Raw genomic sequence first — 18,291 nt, 5'->3', positions numbered from 1 at the left:
GTGGTGGGGCCAGGGCGCAGCGCGGCATGCGACCGGCGGCATGGCACTGCCTCCCGGCAGACACCGGGAGGCAGGGGGGCGGACAGCCGTTCGGTCAGCCGTTGCGCGGGCCGGGGAAGGCCGTGGGTCTGACGTCCTCGCGGAGGGTGGGACTGCCCGCTGTCGGCTGGGTGGGCATGTGCGCGGGCACAGGGGCCGGGATCGGAGTCGCCATCGAGCGGGCCGCGGGGACCGTGGGGATGCCGGAGGCGACGTTGACGGTGCGGGAGCCCTGGGGATCGCCCGTCCGCTCCGCTTCCGCCGCGGCCTGGGCGGCCGCGCGGCGGGCGCCGTAACGGCGGTGTACGGCCTGTTTGGTGACCCCGAGGGCCGAGCCCACCGCGTCCCAGGAGAAACCGAGCGAGCGGTCGAAGTCCACGGCGGCCGTGACCAGGGTCTCGACGCTGTCCCGCAGCTCCTGGGCGAGGCGGACGGTCGGGGCGGGGGCGCGTCCGTAGACGACGAAGCCCGTGGAGGGTCCGGAGCGGCGCGGGCGGTAGACGTTGCCCAACTGGGCGGTGAGGGTGCGCAGTGCGTCCACCTGCCGGCGGACCCGCTCGATGTCCCGCACCAGCAAGTGCAGGCTGGCCCGAGCCTGGGCGTCGTGGGTTGCGTGGTCGGCCATGAACAAGCCTCTCGAACCGGCGTTGAAAAGGGGCGGTGCCGCGAATGCGGCGCGTAGTGGTCAACTCTTTCTTGACCAACGCGAATTCGCTCCGCTGGTAACGGGGTGGGGGCGTGGGGGCATATGCGTGGGGCGCGTGGGTGGGGGTGCGCCCCTGCTGCCACGGGCAGTCGTCGGGCCCGGTGAGGAACATAGACTGGGCTGTTGTCCCGCGTCGTCGCATGTGGGGCCTACGAACTTCCGTGCGAGAGGCCGTCAGTCATCCATGAAGCTTGTCTTCGCTGGTACCCCAGAGGTCGCCGTTCCCGCGTTGGACGCCCTGCTCGCGTCGGGGAGGCATGAGGTGGCCGCCGTCGTGACGCGGCCGGACGCGCCCGCGGGGCGGGGACGGCGGCTGGTCGCGAGCCCGGTGGCGCAGCGGGCGGAGGAGGCGGGCATCGAGGTGCTGAAGCCGAACCGACCCCGGGACGAGGCGTTCCTCGCGCGGCTCCGGGAGATCGCGCCCGACTGCTGCCCCGTCGTCGCCTACGGGGCCCTGCTGCCCCGGGTCGCCCTCGACGTGCCCGCCCACGGGTGGGTCAACCTGCACTTCTCCCTGCTGCCGGCCTGGCGGGGTGCCGCACCCGTGCAGCACTCGATCATGGCGGGGGACGAGATCACCGGGGCCTCCACCTTCCTGATCGAGGAGGGGCTCGACTCCGGGCCGGTGTACGGCACGGTCACCGAGGAGATCCGGCCGACGGACACGAGCGGTGACCTGCTGACCCGGCTGGCCTTCGCCGGATCCGGGCTGCTCGCGGCCACGATGGACGGGATCGAGGACGGCGCCCTCAAGGCCGTGCCGCAGCCCGCCGACGGGATCACCCTCGCGCCGAAGATCACCGTGGAGGACGCCCGGATCGACTGGGCCGCGCCCGCGCTGCGCGTCGACCGGGTCGTCCGCGGCTGCACGCCCGCGCCCGGCGCCTGGACGACGTTCCGCGGTGAGCGGCTGAAGCTCATCCAGGTGGCGCCGGTGCCCGAGCGGACCGGTCTGGCCCCGGGCGCGCTCGACATCGGCAAGAACAGCGTCCATGTCGGCACCGGGTCGTACGCGGTGGAGCTGCTCTGGGTACAGGCGCAGGGCAAGAAGCCGATGCGGGCCGCGGACTGGGCGCGCGGGGCGCGGATCGACGCCGCAGAGTCCGTCGGCGACTGAGGCGTCGAGCCCGTCATCATCCCGCCCGCAGGCCGCCATCCCCGGCCGACGTCCGACGATCCGTCCCCGCGGCGTACGCTGGGCCCGGCATCTCGACCCACATCCGGAGCACCTTTTTCGTGAGTGAGCAGTCCCGTCGTCCGGGCAAGCCGGGCAAGCCCTACCGCCGTCCCCACAAGGACCCCGTCCGCATGCTCGCCTTCGAGGCGCTCAGGGCGGTCGACGAACGGGACGCGTACGCGAACCTCGTTCTGCCGCCGCTGCTGCGCCGGGCGCGGGAGAAGGAGGGGCCCGACAAGTTCGACGGGCGGGACGCGGCGCTCGCGACCGAGCTGGTCTACGGGACGCTGCGCCGCCAGGGCACGTACGACGCGGTCATCGCGCAGTGCGTGGACCGGCCGCTGCGCGAGGTCGACCCGCCGGTGCTCGACGTGCTGAGCCTCGGCGCGCATCAGCTGCTGGGCACGCGGATTCCCACCCACGCCGCGGTGTCCGCCTCGGTGGACCTCGCGCGGGTCGTGCTCGGGGACGGGCGGGCCAAGTTCGTGAACGCCGTGCTGCGCAAGATCGCCCAGCACGACCTCGACGGCTGGCTGGAGCGGGTCGCACCGCCCTACGAGGACGATCCGGAGGACCACCTCGCCGTCGTGCACTCGCACCCCCGCTGGGTCGTCTCCGCGCTCTGGGACTCCCTCGGCGGCGGGCGCGCCGGCATCGAGGATCTGTTGGAGGCCGACAACGAGCGGCCCGAGGTCACCCTGGTCGCACGGCCCGGCCGGGCCACCACCGAGGAACTGCTCCGGGAGGAGGCCGCGGTGGCGGGGCGCTGGTCGCCGTACGCCGTGCGGCTCTCCGAGGGCGGGGAACCGGGTGCCGTGGACGCCGTACGGGAGGGCCGCGCGGGTGTGCAGGACGAGGGCAGCCAGCTCGTGGCGCTCGCCCTCGCCCACGCCCCGCTGGAGGGACCCGACAAGGCGTGGCTCGACGGTTGCGCGGGGCCCGGCGGCAAGGCCGCGCTGCTCGCCGCCCTCGCCGCCGAGCGCGGGGCCGTGCTGCTCGCCTCCGAGAAGCAGCCGCACCGGGCGGGGCTGGTCGCGAAGGCGCTGCACGGCAACCCGGGCCCGTACCAGGTGATCGCCGCCGACGGCACCCGTCCGCCCTGGCGGCCCGGCTCGTTCGACCGGGTGCTGATGGACGTGCCCTGTACGGGGCTGGGGGCCCTGCGGCGGCGGCCCGAGGCGCGGTGGCGGCGCCGGCCCGAGGACCTGCAGGGGTTCGCCCCGCTCCAGCGCGCGCTGCTGCGGACCGCGCTGGAGTCCGTACGGGTCGGCGGGGTCGTCGGCTACGCGACCTGCTCGCCCCATCTCGCCGAGACCCGTGCGGTCGTCGACGACGTGCTCAAGCAGTACGGCGGCGCGGCCGACCTTCTCGACGCCCGGCCCCTGCTGGCGGGCGTGCCGGCGCTGGGCGAGGGCCCGGACATGCAGCTGTGGCCGCATCTGCACGGGACGGACGCCATGTATCTGGCGCTCATCCGGCGGGTCTCGTAACACCTCTCCCGTCAGCGCGCCCGTCGGTCACCCCAGCCGCGCCCGTCGGTCACCCCAGCCGCGTCCGTCGGTCACCCGTCAGCCGCCCGGCGGCCCCGCGGTGCTGCCCGTCGGTTCCTTCGGCGGGGGTGTCGCGGCGCCGTCCTCGTGGGCCAGCCGGTGGGGCCACCACACCTTGGGGCCCACGTCCAGGAACAGGGCTGTGACCAGCACGGACCGCACGATGAAGGTGTCCAGGAGGACACCCAGGGCCACCGCGAAGCCGATCTCGGCGAAGGCGACCATGGGGAGGGTGCCGAGGGCGGCGAAGGTGCCGGCGAGCACCAGGCCGGCCGAGGTGATCACCGCGCCGGTCGCCGCCAGGCCCGTCACGACCCCCTTGCGGGTGCCCTGGTGGGCGGCCTCCTCGCGGATACGGGTGGTCAGGAAGATGTTGTAGTCGATGCCCAGGGCGACCAGGAACACGAAGACGAACAGCGGGAAGTCGGTCGACTCACCCGCGTAGTCGAACAGGTATCTGAACGCGAGCGCGCTGATGCCCAGCGCGGCGGCGAAGGACAGGATCACCGTCCCGATCAGCAGCAGTGGTGCGACCAGGGCGCGGAGCAGGCCACAGAGGATCAGCAGGACCACGACCAGCACCAGCGGGATGATCAGGATGTTGTCGTGGGTCGTCGCCTCGTCCATGTCCAGCAGAGCGGCCGTGCCGCCGCCGACCTGGGCGTCGGCGTCCGGCACCTCGTGGACGGCGTCGCGGACCCGTTCCACGGTCTGCTTCGCGGCCTCGCTGTCGGCGGGGTCGGACATGGTGGCCTCGAAGAGGACCCGGCCCTCGTGGGCGGGTTTCGTGCCGGGGGGCAGGCCGAGGGAGTCGGCCACGACGCCCTCGGTGTCGGCGACCGCGCGGCCCACCTCCCGGGCCTGCGCCTGGTTGCTGACGATCACGAGCGGGTCGCCGCTGCCGGCCGGGAAGTAGCGTGCCGAGACCTCCTGGCCGACGATCGAGTCCGGTTTCCCGGTGAAGGCGTCCGCGTTGCCGATGCCTTCCGCGCGCAGCTGGAGCAGACCCAGCGAGCACAGGGCCAGGGCGGCCGCCGTGGCGACCCAGACCGTGCGGGGCCGACGGGAGAAACGGCGGCCCATGCGGGCCCACACGCCGTGCTCGGTCGGGTCGGCGCTGCCGAGGTGCGGGATCACCGGCCAGAAGATCCAGCGGCCGAAGATCACCAGCAGGGCGGGGAACAGCGTCATCATCGCGAGGAGGGCGACCGCCACGCCGATGGCCGCCACCGGGCCCAGCCCGCTCGTGGAGTTCATCTCGGCGGCCAGCAGCACCAGCATGCTCAGGACGACCGTCGCGCCGGACGCCAGCACCGCCGGGCCCGCCCGGTGCAGGGCGAGGGCCATCGCCTCGTGGCGGTCCTCGTGACGGCGCAGCTCCTCGCGGTAGCGGGCCACCAGCAGCAGGGCGTAGTCGGTGCCCGCGCCGAAGACGAGGACGGTGAGGATGCCGGCGCTCTGGCCGTTCACGGTCAGGCCGGTGTGTTCCGCCAGCAGGTAGATCAGGGCCTGGGCCGTGAACAGGGCGGCGATGACCCCGATCAGGGGGACCAGGATGAGGGTCGGACTGCGGTAGGTGAGCAGCAGCATCACGATGACGACGGCCATCGCCGACATCAGCAGGGTGGAGTCGATGCCCTCGAACGCCTCGGAGAAGTCGGCGGACGTACCGCCCGGACCCGTGATGTGCACGGCGAGCCCGTCACCGCCCTCGCCCACGCCGTCCCGGATCGAGTCGACCGCGGGCGCGATCCGCTCCCAGCCCTTCTCGTCCATCGTGATCGGTACGAAGACCTGGGCCGCCCGCGGGTCGGCGGCACGGTCGTAGACGGGCCCCCGGGTCTGTTCGCCGATGATCCCGTGGGCGGTGAGCTGCTTGAGGTCCCGCACGTCCGCCTCGATCACCGCCCGGTCCTCGGCGGTCAGGCCGCTCTCCCGGGCGTAGACGACGACCGCCGGGATCTGTTCGGGCCGGAAGCCCTCGGAGATCTCCAGGACCTGTGTCGATTCGGCCGAGCCCGGCAGCCACGAGGCCGCGTCGTTGTCCTGCGCGTCGGTGAGCTTCGTGGCGAACGGCGCCACCACGAACAGCACCACCAGCCACAGTCCCAGCACGACCCACTTGGCCCGCCGCCCACACACGAGATGCCCGATGCCCCGGTTTCCTGTCATGCCGACCTCCAGGACCGCGCTCCGTGAGGGGCGCGGGGAACTGCGCGCTCAGCCGAAGACGGCCGGCAGCCGAAGAACAACGGTCTCCAGGACGGACCGATGCCCGCAACCCCCGGAGGGCATGGCAGGCTTGGCCCATGGCCGCGCAGATCAACCCCAGCATCCTGTCCGCCGACTTCGCCCGTCTCGCCGACGAGGCGAAGGCGGTCGAAGGCGCCGACTGGCTCCATGTGGACGTGATGGACAACCATTTCGTGCCGAACCTCACGCTCGGTGTGCCGGTCGTAGAGTCCCTGGCCCGTGCGACGGAGACGCCGCTGGACTGTCATCTGATGATCGAGGCCCCCGATCGGTGGGCGCCCCAGTACGTGGAAGCGGGTGCGGGTTCCGTCACCTTCCACGCCGAGGCGGCCGCCGCACCGGTGCGGCTCGCCCGCGAGATCCGGGCCAAGGGAGCCAGGGCCTCCATGGCGCTCAGGCCCGCGACGCCGATCGAGCCGTTCGAGGACCTGCTGCCCGAACTCGACATGGTGCTGATCATGACGGTCGAACCGGGCTTCGGAGGCCAGGCCTTTCTCGACATCATGCTCCCCAAGATTCGCCGGACCCGCGAGTTGATCAGCAAGCACGGGCTCGACCTGTGGCTTCAGGTCGACGGCGGTGTCTCCGCGTCCACCATCGAGCGCTGCGCCGAGGCGGGCGCCGACGTCTTCGTCGCCGGTTCCGCGGTGTACGGGGCGGACGACCCGGCCGAGGCGGTGCGCGCGCTGCGGGCGCAGGCGGAGGCCACGACGGCGACCGCGGGCTGGGCCTGCGGCCACTGAATCACGATCGCGCGGCCGTGCGAACGTCGAGGCGGGTATGGCATGTCGTGCGTATAGAGGGCCAAGGGAACGTGAACGACATTCCTTCGGGCTGATCGAAAACGTCGGATCTGCAAGGATGAACGGCGTATCCATGTGTGAAGAGCAGTGAGGAGATGACCGTGTCGGGTATGTCGGCGGGCCGGTCAGCCATGCGGATGGGACCCGCTGAGCTGGTTCAGGCGGCGGCCATGGCACGCCGTTTCTACCTAGAGGGGAAGTCCAAGATCCAGATCGCCGAGGAGTTCGGCGTGAGCCGCTTCAAGGTGGCCCGGGTCCTGGAGACCGCCCTCGAACGGGATCTCGTACGCATCGAGATCCGCGTCCCCGCGGAGCTGGACGCGGAGCGCTCCGACGCGCTGCGCGCCCGCTACGGCCTGCGGCACGCCGTGGTCGTCGAGTCCCCGGCGGAGGCCGAGGAGACGACCGACCCCGAGAACCTCGGCGAGGTCGCCGCGGACCTGCTCGGCGAGCTGGTGGACGAGGGCGCCATCCTCGGCCTCGCCTGGGGCCGCTCCACCATCCACATGGCGGCCGCCCTCGACCGGCTGCCGCCCTGCACGGTGGTGCAGCTGACGGGGGTCTACGACGCCGGGACGGCCGAGCGCGGTTCGGTCGAGGCGGTCCGGCGGGCCGCGCAGGTGTCGGGCGGCGACGCCCACCCCATCTACGCGCCGATGCTGCTGCCGGACGCGGCGACCGCCAGCGCGCTGCGCCACCAGACCGGCATCGCGCGGGCCTTCGAGTACTTCGACAAGGTCACCGTCGCCTGTGTCTCCATCGGCTCGTGGGAGGCGGGCATCTCCACGGTGCACGACATGCTCAGCGACGAGGAGCGCGGCCACTACGCCTCCCTCGGTGTCGCCGCCGAGATGTCCGCGCATCTCTTCGACGCGGAGGGCCGCCGTGTCGGGCGCGACCTGGGCGAGCGGTGCATCACGGTCAAGGCCGACCAGCTCCGCCGTATCCCCGAGGTCGTCGCGATCGCGGGCGGGCAGCGCAAGGCGGCCGCGATCGACGCGGTGCTGCGGTCGGGGCTGGTGACCAGCCTCGTCACCGACACCTCGGCGGCGGACTACCTGCTGACGGCCGGGCAGACACCCCGGCCGGCACTCAACCGGGCGGACCCCGACGGGGTCTGACGGGGCGCCCCGCGGATGCCCGTGGGGTGGTGCGCGCCGCCGGGCTCCGGTGGGCGCGCGGCCGGAGGTACGCGGCGGTCGATCGCGTGTCTCCGGGGTGCGACCCGGCCCGGCGGGCCGGGTGGGGGTCGAACGCGAGAGATGCCCGCCGCGCCGCCGGCACCGCGGCGGCACCCGTGACGATCCGGCGATCGTGCGTGCTCTCGGAGGATCCTCCCAGGCTGCCCACCGTCCCTCTGGACGATCCGTCGGGGCCGTTCGCATCCGCCGACATGGGACAATGAGGTACGTGCTCTTCCCCCTGACGGTCCTGTCAGGGGGTCACCTCTGATCGACCGGGATGTGCGGCACGTGCGTTTCCTCAATGACATCCAGCCCCCGTACGACCTGACGTACGACGACGTCTTCATGGTCCCGAGCCGCAGCGCCGTCGGATCACGGCAGGGAGTGGACCTGGCCTCCCCGGACGGCACCGGCACCACCATCCCGCTCGTCGTCGCCAACATGACCGCCATCGCCGGCCGTCGCATGGCCGAGACCGTGGCCCGCCGCGGTGGCCTGGTGGTCGTCCCGCAGGACATCCCCAACGAGGTCGTCACCGACGTCATCTCCTGGGTCAAGAGCCGCCACCTCGTCCTCGACACCCCCATCGTGCTGAACCCGCACCAGACGGTCGCCGACGCGCTGTCCCTGCTGCCGAAGCGGGCGCACAACGCGGGCGTCGTCGTCGACGAGGCGCTGCGGCCCGTCGGTGTCGTCACCGACGCGGATCTGACCGCCGTGGACCGCTTCACCCAGCTCGAAGTCGTCATGTCCCGGGACCTGCTGCTCCTCGACGCCGACATCGACCCGCGTGAGGCCTTCAACCGGCTCGACGCCGCCAACCGCCGCTACGCGCCCGCCGTCGACCGGGACGGGCGTCTCGCCGGCATCCTCACCCGCAAGGGCGCGCTCCGCGCCACCCTGTACACCCCGGCCGTCGACGCGCACGGCAAGCTGCGCGTCGCCGCCGCCGTCGGGGTCAACGGCGACTTCGTGGGCAAGGCCAAGCAGCTGCTCGACGCGGGCGTCGACACGCTCGTCATCGACACCGCGCACGGCCACCAGGAGTCGATGATCAACGCGATCAAGCTGGTGCGCGACCTCGACCCCCGGGTGCCGATCGTGGCCGGCAACATCGTCGCCGCCGAGGGGGTGCGCGACCTGATCGAGGCGGGCGCGGACATCGTCAAGGTCGGTGTCGGACCCGGCGCGATGTGCACCACCCGCATGATGACCGGGGTCGGACGGCCGCAGTTCTCCGCCGTCCTGGAGTGCGCGGCCGAGGCGAAGAAGTACGGCAAGCACGTGTGGGCCGACGGCGGGGTGCGCCACCCCCGCGATGTCGCCATGGCGCTGGCGGCCGGTGCGTCGAACGTGATGATCGGGTCGTGGTTCGCGGGCACGTACGAGTCGCCGGGCGACCTGCAGCAGGACGCGAGCGGGCGGCTCTACAAGGAGTCCTTCGGGATGGCGTCCGCGCGGGCCGTGCGCAACCGCACCAGCGAGGAGTCGGCGTACGACCGGGCGCGCAAGGCGCTGTTCGAGGAGGGCATCTCGACGTCGCGGATGTTCCTGGACCCGGCGCGGCCGGGGGTCGAGGACCTGATCGACTCGGTGATCGCGGGGGTGCGGTCCTCGTGCACGTACGCGGGGGCCGACTCCCTGGAGGAGTTCGCGGAGCGGGCCGTGGTGGGCATCCAGAGCGCGGCCGGGTACGCGGAGGGCAAGCCGCTGCACGCCAGCTGGAGCTAGCCTCCGGGGCGCCTGATCCGGAAGGCGCGCGGGAGTCGGAACCGGCCGTGCAACGAAGCTTCGCGCACCCGCCGGTAACGCAACGATCTTGCGTCGGCGCGCAAGGTTGCCGCATTACGCTCGTGAAGGTCTGGCTCATAGGGTCGAGCGCTGTACGTGGCGTGGCGGGGACTCCTGCTCGGTGGCCCCCTGCTGTTCGGTGCCGGCGGTCCTCACCCGCCCTGACCGGCAGCGACGAAGGAGCCACGCGTGCTCGACCAAGGCGCACCCCCGCAGCATGAGAATCAGCCGGCCCCGCCGTCCGGTGGCGTCGGGGCGCGGCTGATGCGCCGCAAGCCCGTGGAACGCCTGGTCGCGGAGGGCGGGCAGGGTGAGGGCGGGTCGCTGCGGCGGTCGCTCGGACTGTGGCAGCTGACGATGATCAGCATCGGTGCCACGCTCGGCACCGGCATCTTCGTCGTCCTCGGCGAGGCCGTCCCCAAGGCCGGGCCCGCCGTCACCCTCTCCTTCGTGATAGCCGGGCTCACCGCACTGTTCTCCGCCCTGTCGTACGCGGAGCTGGCCGGCACGATCCCGGTCTCCGGATCCTCGTACTCGTACACGTACGCAACGATGGGCGAGCTGGTGGCCTGGGTCTGCGGCTGGTGTCTGGTGCTGGAGTACGGGGTGTCGGTGGCGGCCGTCGCGGTCGGCTGGGGCGAGTACCTCAACGAGCTGCTGGACGGGACGGTCGGCGTGACCATCCCGGACGCGCTGTCCGCGCCGCCCGGGGACGGGGGCGTCTTCAACCTGCCCGCGCTGATCGTCGTCCTGCTCGCGATGGCGTTCCTGCTGGGCGGGGCCCGGGAGTCCGCCCGCGCCAACACGATCATGGTCGTGGTGAAGATCGCCGCCCTGCTGCTGTTCTGCGTCATCGGCGTGCAGGGCTTCCGGTCCGGCAACTACGAGAACTTCATGCCGCTCGGCATGGCGGGCGTCAGCGCGGCCGGGGCGACGCTGTTCTTCTCGTACATCGGGTTCGACGCGGCCTCTACCGCCGGTGAGGAGGCGAAGAACGCACAGCGGGACCTGCCGCGCGCGATCATGCTGTCGCTGCTCATCGTCACCGCGCTGTACGTGCTGGTCGCCGCCGTCGCGATCGGCGCGCGGCCCTGGGAGGGGTTCGGCGAGTCGGAGGCCGCGCTCGCCGGGATCATGAAGGACGTCACCGGGGACGCGTTCTGGGGGACGCTGCTGGCGGCCGGGGCCGTCATCGCCATCGCGAGCGTGGTGCTGACCGTGCTGTACGGGCAGACCCGGATCCTGTTCGCCATGTCCCGGGACGGGCTCGTGCCCAGGGTGTTCTCCCGTGTGCACCCGAGGACCGGGACGCCGCGCGTCAACACCGTGATCGTGTCGCTGTTCTGCGGTGTGCTCGCCGCCGCCATTCCGCTGGGGCAGCTCGCGGATGCCACGAGCATCGGTACGTTGTTCGCGTTCGCGCTGGTCAACGTGGCCGTCGTGGTGCTGCGGCGGACCCGTCCGGACATGCCCCGGACGTTCCGGGTGCCGCTGTCGCCGGTGCTGCCCGCGCTGGGACTGGCGTTCTGCGTCTGGATGATGGGCAGCCTCGACACCGTCACCTGGGTCGTCTTCGGCGTCTGGATGGCCGCCGGGCTCGTGTTCTACTTCAGTTACGGCTACCGCCGCTCGCGTCTCGCGGCGGCCCCGGCCCCTTCGACTCCGCCGTCCCCATCGGCTCCCTCGTCCCCGTCGACTCCAGAGAAGTGATCCACCCGCAGTGCTGAACCCTCTCGACGAACGCATCGTGCACGCCCTCGCCGAGGACGCCCGCCGTTCCTACTCCGACATCGGCCAGCTCGTCGGGCTGTCCGCGCCCGCGGTCAAACGGCGGGTGGACCGGCTCCGGGCGACCGGGGCGATCACCGGCTTCACGGTCCGGGTCGACCCCGCCGCGCTCGGCTGGGAGACCGAGGGGTTCGTCGAGATCTACTGCCGTCGGAACACCTCGCCGGAGACGATCCAGCGGGGGCTGGAGCGGTATCAGGAGGTCGTCGCCGCGTCGACCGTCACCGGTGAGGCCGATGCCGTGGTGCAGGTCTTCGCCTCCGACATGCGGCACTTCGAGCGGGTGCTGGAGCGGATCGCCGGGGAGCCGTTCGTCGAGCGGACCAAGTCCGTGCTCGTGCTGTCGCCCCTGCTGCGGCGGTTCTCCTCCGGGTCGCCCGCCTGAGAGGCCGGGCCCCTCAGGGGGCCGCGGTCTTCCGTGCCAGCGCGTTGTTCCCTATCGAGTTGTGCACGCTGAAGCTCACCGCGTCCGGGCGGTAGCGGTCGTCGGACCACTCCACCGGCCGGCCCTCCCGGGTGGTGGTGACGCGCCGGACCCGCAGGAGGGGGCTCGTCCGGCGCACGGCCAGGAACTCGGCGTCGTGGGCGCCGGCGGCCACGGCGTCGATGACGTGCTCGCCGTAGGCGAAGACCAGACCCGTGTCGTCGAGCAGGCGCTGGGTGACCGAGGGGCAGTCGGCCTCGATCGGCTCGACGGCGGGGGAGATCCAGTCGGCGTAGACCGTGCGCTCCAGCAGGACGGGCCGCCCGTCGAGCCCGCGCAGACGCAGGACGTGCAGGAGGCGGGCGCCCGGGGCGACCTGGAGGCGGACGCGGTCCTCGGCGGTGGCGGTCCGGTACTCCTGGAGAACCACCCGGCCCGTCGCCTCGCGGCCCATCGCGCGCGCCCACTGGGCGAAGCTGCGCAGCTCCGCGAAGCTCTGGCTGCGGCGGCCGGCCAGGACCACCCGCCGGGCGCCCTGGCGCGAGCCGATGAGGCCCTCGGCGGTCAGGGTCGCCACCGCCTGCCGGACGGTGCCGCGCGAGACGCCGTAGCGGGCCGCTAGTTCGGTCTCCGGCGGCAGCAGACTCCCCACCGTGTAGTCCTCACGGTCGATCGCCCGCCGCAGCTCCTCGGCGATCTCCTCGTGTCGCGCCGCCATGCGCCCCCTCCGCTCGTCCGGCCGCTCTCTGTGCACAGCGCGCCCAGCCTAGCGAGCCTTGGGAGAAACCGGCGAACCCCGCGCGCGGCCGGTGATTGTGCGGGAAAACGTGCACGAGTATTTCGCCGGAGTTTACCTGCGTGATATGAAGCGCGGACGTAATGAGGCCAACTTGTTCAGACAAGTGCTCCACCCAGATCGTCCCGCTGCGCGTACCCCTGGAGAGCTCGTGACCCTCTTCCTGACAAGATCCGCCGTGATCGGCGGCGGCCTCGCCGTCGCCGCCGCACTCACCCTCAGCGCCTGCGGCGCGGCCCCCGAGGCCGAGACCACCGGCGACGGCGTCAACGCGGCCACCGCGACCTCGGCCAAGGACTTCGGCGGCCTGGACGCGCTGGTCGCGGCGGCCAAGAAGGAGGGCAAGCTCAACGCGATCGCCCTGCCCCGCGACTGGGCCAACTACGGCGCCCTGATCGACGGGTTCCAGAAGAAGTACGGGATCAAGATCGAGGTCGAGAACCCGGACGGGGCCAGCCAGGACGAGATCAACGCCGTCACCTCGCGCAAGGGCCAGGACCGGGCGCCCGACGTGCTCGACCTGGGCAGCTCCTTCGCGCTGAGCGCCGCCCAGCAGGGGCTGCTCGCGCCGTACGAGGTGGCCTCCTTCGCCGACATCCCCGAGGGCCAGAAGGACCCGAAGGCCCAGTGGTACAACGACTACGGCGGCTACATCTCCATCGGCTGCGACGCCAAGCGCGTGAAGGCGTGCCCGCAGACCTTCGCCGACCTGCTGAAGCCGCAGTACAAGGGACAGGTCGCCCTCAACGGCAACCCCACCAAGTCCGGTTCCGCCTTCGGCGGCGTCTGGGCGGCCTCGCTGGCGAGCGGCGGATCGTTCGACGACATCCAGCCCGGCCTCGACTTCTTCGCCAAGCTGAAGAAGAACGGCAACTACACGCCCGTCGAGTCGACGCCGGCCACCGTCGAGAAGGGCGAGACGCCCATCAGCATCGACTGGGACTACCTGAACGCCGGGTACGCCGACGAGTTCAAGTCCAAGGGCGTCGACTGGAAGGTGGTCGTTCCCGAGGACGGCAAGTTCTCCCAGTACTACTCCCAGGCCATCAACAAGGACGCGCCCCACCCGGCCGCCGCCCGCCTCTGGCAGGAGTACCTCTACAGCGCCGAGGGCCAGAACCTGTGGCTCGCCGGATACGCCCGCCCGGCCCTGATGCCGGCCATGGAGAAGGCCGGCACGCTGGACGCGGCGGCCGCGGCCAAGCTGCCGAAGGTGTCCGGCACGCCCGAGTTCCCGACCGAGGACCAGCAGACCAAGGCCAAGGACGCGCTCGGACAGGGCTGGGCCAAGGCGGTCTCCGGGTGACCGCCGTCGTCACCGAGGCCGACACGGCACTGGTGGCCGCCGCTTCCGTGAAGCGGCGGCCCCGCCCCGGCGGCTGGCTCGCCGTGCTGCCGCTGCTGGTCTTCGTCGCGGTCGCCTTCGGGCTGCCCGCGGTCGCCATGCTGAACGGCGCGTTCACCGTCAAGGACCAGGCGACCGGCGCCACCTCGTACACCACGGCGAACATGACGGCCTCCGTGCAGGGGGCCTACCTCACGGCCATGCTCGGCAGCGTGAAGCTGTCCGCCGTCTCGGCAGGCCTCGCGGCCCTCCTCGGGCTGCCGCTCGCCCAGGCCGTGGTGACCTCCCGCTTCCCGGCACTGCGCGAGGCGGTCCTCACCGCCTCCGGGGTGCTCGCCAACTTCGGCGGTGTCCCGCTCGCCTTCGCCTTCGTCGCCACCCTCGGCAACGCCGGTGTCCTGACCAGGCGGCTGGGTCTGACCGACAAGGGCTGGGACCTCTACAGCTTCTGGGGCCTGGTCATCGTCTACCTGTACTTCCTCATCCCCCTCATGGTCCTCACCATCACCCCCGCCCTCGACGGACTGCGCGTCCAGTGGCGGGAGGCCGCGCAGAACAACGGCGCCACCGGCCCGCAGTACTGGATCCACGTCGCCCTGCCCGTGCTCGCGCCCTCGCTGCTCGGCGGACTCGTGCTGCTGTTCGGCAGCGCCTTCGCCGCGTACGCCACCGCCGCGGCCATGGTGGGCAGCTCCATCCCGCTGGTCACCCTGCAGATCGCCGACGCCATCTCCGGCAACGTCCTGGTCGGCCAGGAGAACGTGGCACTCGCCCTCAGCCTCGACATGGTCCTGATCGCCGGGCTGGTCATGGCCGTCTACCTGCCCCTGCAACGACGGAGTGCGCGATGGCTGGCCTGAACCCCGGGCGCCCGGCCGCGCGGCGCGCCGCCCTGTGGCGTCCGCTCGTCCTCGCCCTCGCCGGGCTGTACTTCCTCGTCCCGCTCGCCGCGTCCGTGGTCTTCACGGTCGACGTGCCGGGCGAGGGGATCACCTTCGACGCCTACGGCCAGATCCTCGGCACCGACGGCTTCATGTCCAGCCTGCTGCTCTCGCTGGAGCTGGCCGCCGCGACCATCGCCGTCGTCCTGCTGCTGATGGTGCCCGCCATGGTCGCGCTGCGGCTCGGCGCGCCGAGGCTGCGGCCCGTGGTGGAGGTCGTGTGCTCCCTGCCGCTGGTGGTGCCGCCGATCGCGTTCGTCGCCGGGCTCGGCACCGTGCTCAAGTGGGGACCCGAACACCTCTCCAGGACCCCGCTGTTCCAGACCTTCGTGGCGGTCCAGAACCCCGACTTCCCCGTGGTGCTGGTCCTCGCCTACGTCGTGATGGCGCTGCCCTTCGTGTACCGGGCGCTGGACGCGGGCCTGCGCGCCATGGACGTCCCCACCCTCGTCGAGGCCGCGCGCAGCTGCGGGGCGAGCTGGCCGCAGGCACTGGTGCGGGCCGTGCTGCCCAATCTGCGCGGGGCCCTGCTCAACTCCGCGTTCCTCACCCTGGCGCTCGTGCTCGGCGAGTTCACCGTCGCCCAGCTGCTGGGCTTCAGGCCGTTCGCCGTGTGGATCGTCAACGTCAGCGGCTCGCAGGCCCAGCTCTCGGTCGCCGTCTCGGTGCTCAGCCTGCTCGTCACCTGGGCCATGCTCCTCGCGCTCGCCTCCTTCGGCGGACGCACCCCAACCGCTTCCGCCTCCCGGGGATGAACGATGACCGTGCTTGAGACAACAGCGACCGACACCGCCGCCACCGTCGAATTCCGGGGCCTGCGCCGGGAGTTCGGTGCCACCGTCGCCCTCGACGGACTCGACCTGGCCGTCCGGCCCGGTGAACTGCTCGCGCTGCTCGGCCCGTCCGGCTGCGGCAAGACCACCGCACTGCGGATGCTCGCCGGCTTCGAGCACCCCGACTCCGGCGAGGTACTGGTCGACGGCGAGGACGTCACCCGCGTCCCGGCCCACCGGCGCGACGCCGGCATGGTCTTCCAGTCGTACAGCCTCTTCCCGCACCTCAGCGCCCTCGACAACGTGGCCTTCGGACTGCGCATGCGCAAGGTGCGCACGGCCGAACGGCGCTCCCGGGCCGCCGAGTTGCTCGACCTCGTGGGCCTCGCCGACAAGGGCGCCCAGTACCCCCACCAGCTCTCCGGCGGCCAGCAGCAGCGCGTCGCCCTCGCCCGCGCGCTCGCCCTGCGGCCCCGGGTGCTGCTGCTCGACGAGCCGCTCTCCGCCCTCGACGCCAAGGTGCGGCTCACGCTCCGGGAGGAGATCCGCCGGCTCCAGCAGGAGCTGGGCATCACCACCCTGTTCGTGACGCACGACCAGGAGGAGGCGCTGTCCATGGCCGACCGGGTCGCCGTGATGCACGCCGGACGCCTCGAACAGTGCGCCGCTCCCGTCGAGTTGTACGGCCGCCCCGCCACCGCCTTCGTCGCCGAGTTCGTCGGCACGATGAGCCGCATCCCGGGGCGGCTGGCCGGTACCACGGTCGAGGTGCTGGGCCGGCGGCTGCCCGTGGACGGGGCGGCGCCGGCCGCCACGGAGGTGGACGTGCTCCTGCGGCCGGAGGCGGTCGGGGTGCGTGCGGACGACACCGGTGACGCCCGGGTGGTCGCCACCGCGTTCCTCGGCGCCGCCACCCGCCTGACCGTGAAGCTCGCCGACGGCACCGAGGTCAGGGCCGACCTGCCCACGCACGAGGCGGCCACCCTCGGCGCCGGCGCGGCCGTCACCGTGAGCCTCCCCGAACGGCCGGTGCTGGTCGCCGCCCGTGCCCCCCGCTGACCACCCCCGCCCGGCCCCCACGGCCGGGCACCGTCCGCCATCCCCACGGAAAGAGAAACCCTTGTCCCGACTGCCGCTCCAGGCCGCCCTGTTCGACATGGACGGCACGCTCGTCGACACCGAGCGGCTCTGGTGGGACGCGGTGGAGGTGGTGGCCGCCGGCCTCGGTCGCGCGCTGACCGAGGCCGACCAGCCGGACGTCCTCGGCCGCCCGGTCGAGCACACCGCCGCCTGGCTCGCGGGCATCACCGGCGCACCGTCGGACGGACTCGCCGCCGACCTGCACCGGGAGTTCGCCGCCCGGGTCCGCACCGGCATCGTGCCCCGCCCGGGCGCGCTGGAACTGCTGCGGGCCCTGGCCCGCGAGGGCGTCCCCACCGCCCTGGTCACGGCCTCGTCGCGCGCGGTCGCCGACACCGTCCTCGACGCCCTCGGCCGCGACCTGTTCGCCGTCTCGGTCACCGCCGACGACACCGAGCACACCAAGCCGGCCCCCGACCCCTATCTCGCCGCCTGCCAGGCCCTCGGCGTCGAGCCCGCCGCGTGCGTGGCCGTCGAGGACACCGGCACCGGAGTCACCTCGGCCGAGGCGGCGGGCTGCGTGGTCCTCGCCGTGCCCTCGCTCGCCCCGATCGACGAGGCCCCGGGGCGGACCGTACGGGAGTCCCTGGAGTCCGAGACCCCGGCGAGCCTGCGCCGGCTGGTCGCCCCCGACGGACCGACCCTGCGGGTGATGACCTGGAACCTCTGGCACGGCGGCACCAGGGTCCGCGACCACCGCGCCAAACAGCTCAAGGTCATCACCGAGACCGGCGCCGACGTGGTCGGCCTCCAGGAGACCCGCGGCACCGCCGCCCAGGAACTCGCCGAGGCCCTCGGCTGGCACCACCACCGGGCCGGCGACAACCTCGGCATCATCAGCCGCCACCCGATCACGGCCCGCTTCGGCGACCCCGACGTCGGCTTCTACGGGGCGGCGGGCGTCCGTATCAGAACCGACTCCGGCTCCGAGGTGGACATCTGGACGGTCCACCTGGACTACACGCCCTACGGGCCCTACGAGGCCGCCTTCGACGGGCTGGAGGCCGCCGAGCTGATCGCGCACGAGGAGGTGCGGCTCGCCCAGCTGCGGGACTGCCTGCGCCGGATCGACGGCAGTGTGCCGGTCGTCCTCGTGGGCGACTTCAACAGCCCGTCCCACCTCGACCGGCCGGACGTCGACTGGCCGGTCACCCTCGCCGCCGAGACGGCCGGTCTGCGCGACTCCTACCGGGAGGCCCACCCCGACCCCGTACGGGAGCCGGGCCACACCTGGTCGCCGATCCACCTCGTACACGAGGACGGCAGCGGCCGGCCGGAGCCCCAGGACCGCATCGACTTCGTCCTGCACCGGGGCCTCGCGGTCCTCGACTCCCGGACCCACGTCTGCGGCACGCCCCGCCACTGGCCGGACGTCGAGGACAACGACTGGCCGTCGGACCACGCGGCGGTGATCACCACCTTCGCGCCGGTCGCGCCCCCTAGGACGTGACCTCCTGATATCCGGTGGGCCGGACGGGCCCGCCGGACTAGCATCGGTGCCATGACCTGGCGACATTGATCCACCAGCCGTGCCTCCTCCCGAGGGCCGCCCCGGACGCCGCAGCGACGACGTCCGATTCG

The 18,291-nt window shown here is 72.5% G+C and carries 15 protein-coding genes; 12 read left to right on the top strand and 3 right to left on the bottom strand.

Translation table 11 applies throughout. The features are described from left to right. Positions 1-94: 94 nt before the first annotated feature. Positions 95-664, bottom strand: coding sequence for a hypothetical protein (locus tag H4687_RS08815; RefSeq protein ID WP_020114461.1), 570 nt, complete (start codon positions 662-664; stop codon positions 95-97). A 265-nt stretch (positions 665-929) separates the two neighbouring features. Between H4687_RS08815 and fmt the strand changes: the two genes are divergently transcribed. Together fmt and H4687_RS08805 are read left to right on the top strand one after the other, a co-directional pair. After that, positions 930-1,862: a methionyl-tRNA formyltransferase gene (fmt, locus tag H4687_RS08810; RefSeq protein WP_046915288.1), complete on the top strand. Its 933-nt coding sequence runs from the start codon at positions 930-932 to the stop codon at positions 1,860-1,862. A 119-nt stretch (positions 1,863-1,981) separates the two neighbouring features. Beyond that, positions 1,982-3,412, top strand: coding sequence for an RsmB/NOP family class I SAM-dependent RNA methyltransferase (locus H4687_RS08805; protein ID WP_046915289.1), 1,431 nt, complete (start codon positions 1,982-1,984; stop codon positions 3,410-3,412). A gap of 78 nt (positions 3,413-3,490) precedes the next feature. Here the strand turns inward: H4687_RS08805 and H4687_RS08800 are convergent, their stop codons facing one another. Next, positions 3,491-5,644 carry an MMPL family transporter gene (locus tag H4687_RS08800; protein WP_046915290.1) on the bottom strand — a complete coding sequence of 718 codons (2,154 nt, stop codon included), beginning with the start codon at positions 5,642-5,644 and terminating at the stop codon, positions 3,491-3,493. A gap of 137 nt (positions 5,645-5,781) precedes the next feature. Here H4687_RS08800 and rpe point away from each other — a divergent pair, with 137 nt between their 5' ends. The 5 genes from rpe to H4687_RS08775 all read left to right on the top strand — a co-directional run bounded on the left by rpe (position 5,782) and on the right by H4687_RS08775 (position 11,676). After that, positions 5,782-6,468, top strand: a complete 687-nt coding sequence (gene rpe, locus H4687_RS08795) for a ribulose-phosphate 3-epimerase (protein ID WP_005485520.1) — start codon at positions 5,782-5,784, stop codon at positions 6,466-6,468. 137 nt (positions 6,469-6,605) lie between these two features. Next, positions 6,606-7,649 (top strand): sugar-binding transcriptional regulator, encoded by a 1,044-nt coding sequence (locus H4687_RS08790; protein WP_046915291.1) that lies wholly within the window; start codon positions 6,606-6,608, stop codon positions 7,647-7,649. Between the two features lie 351 nt (positions 7,650-8,000). Then, a complete protein-coding gene (locus H4687_RS08785) occupies positions 8,001-9,443 on the top strand; it encodes a GuaB1 family IMP dehydrogenase-related protein (protein ID WP_046915298.1) in 1,443 nt (480 codons plus the stop codon). Between the two features lie 249 nt (positions 9,444-9,692). Then, on the top strand, positions 9,693-11,213 hold the full coding sequence (locus tag H4687_RS08780; RefSeq protein WP_046915292.1) for an amino acid permease: 1,521 nt from the start codon (positions 9,693-9,695) through the stop codon (positions 11,211-11,213). A gap of 10 nt (positions 11,214-11,223) precedes the next feature. Next, positions 11,224-11,676 (top strand): Lrp/AsnC family transcriptional regulator, encoded by a 453-nt coding sequence (locus tag H4687_RS08775; protein ID WP_005485524.1) that lies wholly within the window; start codon positions 11,224-11,226, stop codon positions 11,674-11,676. 13 nt (positions 11,677-11,689) lie between these two features. Here H4687_RS08775 and H4687_RS08770 read toward each other — a convergent pair whose 3' ends face one another. After that, positions 11,690-12,433 (bottom strand): GntR family transcriptional regulator, encoded by a 744-nt coding sequence (locus tag H4687_RS08770; protein WP_046915293.1) that lies wholly within the window; start codon positions 12,431-12,433, stop codon positions 11,690-11,692. Between the two features lie 229 nt (positions 12,434-12,662). Here H4687_RS08770 and H4687_RS08765 point away from each other — a divergent pair, with 229 nt between their 5' ends. The 5 genes from H4687_RS08765 (at position 12,663) to H4687_RS08745 (ending at position 18,160) form a co-directional block, all read left to right on the top strand. Then, positions 12,663-13,817 carry an ABC transporter substrate-binding protein gene (locus H4687_RS08765; RefSeq protein WP_046915294.1) on the top strand — a complete coding sequence of 385 codons (1,155 nt, stop codon included), beginning with the start codon at positions 12,663-12,665 and terminating at the stop codon, positions 13,815-13,817. Further along, on the top strand, positions 13,814-14,716 hold the full coding sequence (locus H4687_RS08760; protein ID WP_046915295.1) for an ABC transporter permease: 903 nt from the start codon (positions 13,814-13,816) through the stop codon (positions 14,714-14,716). Before H4687_RS08765 ends, H4687_RS08760 begins: the two co-directional genes overlap by 4 nt. Continuing rightward, positions 14,704-15,552, top strand: coding sequence for an ABC transporter permease (locus tag H4687_RS08755; RefSeq protein WP_046915296.1), 849 nt, complete (start codon positions 14,704-14,706; stop codon positions 15,550-15,552). Before H4687_RS08760 ends, H4687_RS08755 begins: the two co-directional genes overlap by 13 nt. A gap of 3 nt (positions 15,553-15,555) precedes the next feature. Continuing rightward, positions 15,556-16,629, top strand: a complete 1,074-nt coding sequence (locus tag H4687_RS08750) for an ABC transporter ATP-binding protein (protein WP_050398535.1) — start codon at positions 15,556-15,558, stop codon at positions 16,627-16,629. A gap of 61 nt (positions 16,630-16,690) precedes the next feature. Further along, positions 16,691-18,160: an HAD-IA family hydrolase gene (locus H4687_RS08745; RefSeq protein WP_046919895.1), complete on the top strand. Its 1,470-nt coding sequence runs from the start codon at positions 16,691-16,693 to the stop codon at positions 18,158-18,160. Positions 18,161-18,291 lie beyond the last annotated feature (131 nt).

Origin of the sequence: Streptomyces stelliscabiei (genome assembly GCF_014873495.1) — a bacterium.
Lineage (GTDB): Bacteria > Actinomycetota > Actinomycetes > Streptomycetales > Streptomycetaceae > Streptomyces > Streptomyces bottropensis.
This window is presented reverse-complemented; position numbering and strand designations above follow the sequence as displayed.